At 65.3% G+C, this 1,603-nt stretch carries 4 protein-coding genes; all 4 read right to left on the reverse strand.

Annotated features, from left to right (window positions below; genetic code table 11):
- Positions 1-115 (reverse strand): FAD-dependent oxidoreductase (locus FJ980_RS30990; RefSeq protein WP_140547358.1); only part of this gene is annotated, 115 nt, incomplete at its 3' end.
- 123 nt (positions 116-238) lie between these two features.
- Entirely contained in the window at positions 239-826 is a 588-nt protein-coding gene (locus tag FJ980_RS30995) for a nucleoside-diphosphate kinase (protein ID WP_246676643.1), read from the reverse strand.
- Positions 795-1,217 carry a nucleoside diphosphate kinase regulator gene (rnk, locus tag FJ980_RS31000; RefSeq protein ID WP_140547359.1) on the reverse strand — a complete coding sequence of 141 codons (423 nt, stop codon included), beginning with the start codon at positions 1,215-1,217 and terminating at the stop codon, positions 795-797. Before rnk ends, FJ980_RS30995 begins: the two co-directional genes overlap by 32 nt.
- Positions 1,218-1,492: 275 nt before the next feature.
- The coding region (locus FJ980_RS31005) for an alanine racemase C-terminal domain-containing protein (RefSeq protein WP_210243778.1) at positions 1,493-1,603 on the reverse strand (111 nt) is incomplete at its 5' end.

Genomic DNA, 1,603 nt, shown 5'->3' on the forward strand with positions numbered 1-1,603 from the left:
TTTCGAGTGCCGGGCCTTTCTGGCGGTCGATGACGGTCACCTCGTGGCCAGCCTCGGCGAGATAATAGGCCGTGGTCACCCCGATCACGCCACTGCCCAGCACCATGATTTTCATTCATTCACTCCTTGCCGCGCCGAGCGTCCTCAGGACGCCCGTGGACGCGGCCGTATTTTCGATTTGCGCATGATCCCGAGCGAAAATCGATGTCGATCTTCGAGACCACGCGCCGTTGCCCATTCACGCCGCCGAGGGACCGGGGTCGTCTTCTTCTGTCTGCCGCATTCCGGCCGTCTCGCCAAGAGGCCGCCAATCGGCTGCGGCACTGTAGACGAGCCTGGGCCCGTGCGGTCGCCGCGCGTCAGCCTGGTCTTTCTGCCTGACCGTGCGCCGGGCAGCTTCCGGCTGGTAAAGCACGGCCTTGATCAGGATCGACTCCCGCCTGCCGTCGGCGTGTTCGACCGTTGCCGTCTGGCCTTGCGCCATGCCAAGCATGCAGAGCCCGCGCCTCGTTGCGACCGACAGGCTCGAGCCGACCGGCCCGCGCACCTCGTGCTGCACCAGGGTTCGCGTCTCGGCGGGACCGGCATCGACGCCGAACACCACCCTGCTGTTCAGCGTAACGATGTCGGGGCCGACCGAATCGATCGGCACGACATCGGCGCCTGAAAGCTTGTGTTCGAGCATGCGCACGATCGGATCCGCGAACGCCCGTCGGCGCTCCAGCATGACTTCGAGAACGGCGAAGTCCTTCGTCGTCAGGCAACAATTCGTGCTCGTCATCACCGCCTCGCCATCAAGCTCGTCGCGGGCCGGAAGCCGGCGCATCGACGGCCTCGACGGTCACTGACAGTTCCCGACCGCCACGACCGTTCCAGCAAACCGCCTGCCCAACACTCGCGCCAATGAGCGCGGTTCCCATCGGCGTCAGCACCGAGATGAGGTTCTCGGCTATGTCGGCCTCACCCGGGTAGACCAGCATGATGCGCTGGGCGTCGCCGCTTTCGCCGCGCACGATCACCGTCGAACCCATTCGCACCACACCGGCCGGCATCGCCGCCGCGTTCGTGACGACGGCCCTGTCCATTTCCGAAAGCAGCTCCTCGGCCGTCTCGGGCGCGCGATCGAGCAAAGCCCTCGCCAGCCCCGTTAGCCTGTCATGGTCGGCGTCGCTGATCAGAAGATGGCTGTTTGGACGCAGTTCTTTCGCGTGTTGCATGGCAAACCTCATGGACCGGCGCATCGAGCGGATGCGCGCCTGCCGGCGCGCTGGCGGCGGCGTGATGAAAGGCCGGCAGCCGCGAAGGGCTGTTCGGCTTGATGGCGATTGTGGATGGATGGATGCCCCGGTACGGACGGACGCCGGAAGGCGGCCGCGCCGGGGCTACGATCCCGCGATCGGGCAGACCCTGAAGAAGGTTTTGATATAAGCGAGCTTGCTCATGTGCCAAAGCTTGCCGAATGGCGCCCGCTTGTCAAGCGCGGCCAAACCGCTCAACCGCCCAGATAGCGCCGGTGAAAACGCGTTCCGAGGCTGGACAGGATTTCATACCCGATGGTGCCGGCATGGTCGGCAGCATCATCGACGCTCTGTGAGGGCCCTAG

This window comes from Mesorhizobium sp. B1-1-5 (assembly GCF_006443065.1).
GTDB lineage: Bacteria > Pseudomonadota > Alphaproteobacteria > Rhizobiales > Rhizobiaceae > Mesorhizobium.

Coding starts and splice junctions, on each gene's coding strand:
- FJ980_RS30995 (WP_246676643.1), bottom strand. CDS start 826: ATGCGCCGGCTTCCGGCCCGCGACGAGCTTGATGGCGAGGCGGTGATG.
- rnk (WP_140547359.1), bottom strand. CDS start 1,217: ATGCAACACGCGAAAGAACTGCGTCCAAACAGCCATCTTCTGATCAGC.